Annotated in this window: 2 protein-coding genes; one reads left to right on the forward strand and one right to left on the reverse strand. The window is 73.9% G+C overall.

From position 1 onward, the window contains the following. Window positions 1-44 precede the first annotated feature (44 nt). On the reverse strand, window positions 45-884 hold the full coding sequence (locus tag ACFCV8_RS35955) for a hypothetical protein (RefSeq protein ID WP_376689764.1): 840 nt from the start codon (window positions 882-884) through the stop codon (window positions 45-47). 262 nt (window positions 885-1,146) lie between these two features. Here ACFCV8_RS35955 and ACFCV8_RS35960 point away from each other — a divergent pair, with 262 nt between their 5' ends. Next, complete coding sequence (locus ACFCV8_RS35960; protein WP_376689765.1) at window positions 1,147-1,785, forward strand: phosphatase PAP2 family protein; 639 nt, start codon at window positions 1,147-1,149, stop codon at window positions 1,783-1,785. Window positions 1,786-1,811: the final 26 nt, after the last annotated feature.

Genomic DNA, 1,811 nt, shown 5'->3' on the forward strand with positions numbered 1-1,811 from the left:
CGGGAGGACCGGGCCCCTTCCGCATGTCCGGCGTCTGCCGGAGCTCAGTCCTTCGCGAGGACGAAGGAGGCGCGCTGCACCGGCTCGCCCGGCGCCTTCGCCTCGACCAGATACGTACCGGGCCCCGCCGTGCCCGGCGCGGGCGTCGCGCAGCGCGGGGAGCTCTTGTGGCGGTCCCACTCCACGGCGTGGACGACGGTGCCGCCCGCCGGGACCTTCAGCAGCAGGGGCGCCGCGGCGCGCGGGCAGTCCTTGGAGGACCAGACCTGGCTGTCGTCGCCCCCGGCCTCGGTGACGGTGAGCACCGCGGCCTTCGGGCCGAGGTCGGTCTTGCAGGTGGTGGCCGAGGTGTTCCTGACGGTCAGCCGGAACTTCGGCTTCACGCCGGGGGCGTAGCTGTTCTCGGTGCCCAGGCTCAGCCGGAGCGCCTCGGCGGTGCAGTCGGGGAGCGGGGAGGAGGCCGGGACCTGCTCGGCCGCCGCGCCCCCGGAGCCCGAACCGGATCCCGAGCCGCCCGCGTCGCCGGCCTCGGTGTCCGCGCCGCCCCCGGCGTCCGTACCGCCGCCGCCGGAGCCCGCGCCGCTGGAACCCGCGCCCGTGGCGCCGCCGTTGCCACCGCCGCCGTCGGCGGGGTCGTCCGGCTCGTCGCGCCCGCCGGGCTGTCCGCTGATGGCCGGGCCGCTGCCGCCGGGGCCCGGGGTGATCTCGCTCGCGGGGCCCGAACCGGCGGGCCGGGCATCGCTCTTGGCGCTCTTGTCCCCGCCCGAGGTCACGGCCCAGAAGATCAGCACCGCGATCAGCGCGACGAGCGACACCGCTACGGCCCTCCGTCGCCAGTAGATGCTGGAGGGAAGCGGACCGATCGGATTACGCAGAGATCCCACGACCCGAACTCTACGAGAGATCGGCGCCGTCTCCTGCCTCACCCACCGCTCGGAGCACCAAGTTTTACGGATCATCATCCCGGAGAGGCCCCGACGAGGGCCCAGGAGAGCCCGCGAAGGGCCCCGAGAACCCGCGCGGACCCGAAGGCCCCGGACCATCCCGAAGACCCCGAGGATCGCGCACCGGGCCCGTACCGCCGTCGAGTTGAACGACGGGCGGCTCCTGAATGAACTTCGGATTTCATTCACTACCCTCTGTCACATGGATAGTTCAGTTACCGCCCCGCTCTACCGGGACATCACCGACTTTGCGCATGACATGCCGTCATGGGTGCAGCATCTGGCCGAGATATGGACGGAGCTGGGTCTCCTGCTCTTCGGCCTCCTGTTCGTCACCGGGTGGTGGCGGGCCCGCAACCGGGACGACCGCGCCCTGGCCCTGGCGGTGCTGGCGCCGGTGGCGACGGCCTTCGGCTACGTGGTCAGCGAGGTGCTCAAGTCGGCGATCACCGAGGAGCGACCCTGCCGGGCGGTCGCCGGGGCCGCGGCCTCGCTGGTGACCTGCCCGCCGAACGGCGACTGGTCCTTCCCCAGCAACCACTCCGCGATCGCGGGCGCGGCGGCGGTCGCCGTGGCGCTCGTCCGGCCGGTACTGGCCTGGCTGACCGTGCCGATGGCTCTGCTGATGGCGTTCTCCCGGGTCTTCGTCGGCGTGCACTACCCGCACGACGTCGCGGTCGGCCTGCTGCTGGGCGCCCTGGTCTCGGCCCTGGCGGTCCTCGCGCTGCGCCGCCCCGCGCAGTCGCTGGCCCGGACGGTACGGAGCAGCGGGGCGCCGATAGCGGCCTGGGCCTCCGGACCGGGCACGGCGCCCGGACGTTCCCGGCGCCGGCACGGCTGAGGCCCAAAGCCGCCCCGGCCGTGCCG

Origin of the sequence: Streptomyces sp. NPDC056347 (genome assembly GCF_042262625.1) — a bacterium.
GTDB lineage: Bacteria > Actinomycetota > Actinomycetes > Streptomycetales > Streptomycetaceae > Streptomyces.

Bases quoted from the DNA above. Each gene is read 5' to 3' on its own strand.
- ACFCV8_RS35960 (WP_376689765.1), top strand. From the start codon at position 1,147: ATGGATAGTTCAGTTACCGCCCCGCTCTACCGGGACATCACCGACTTT.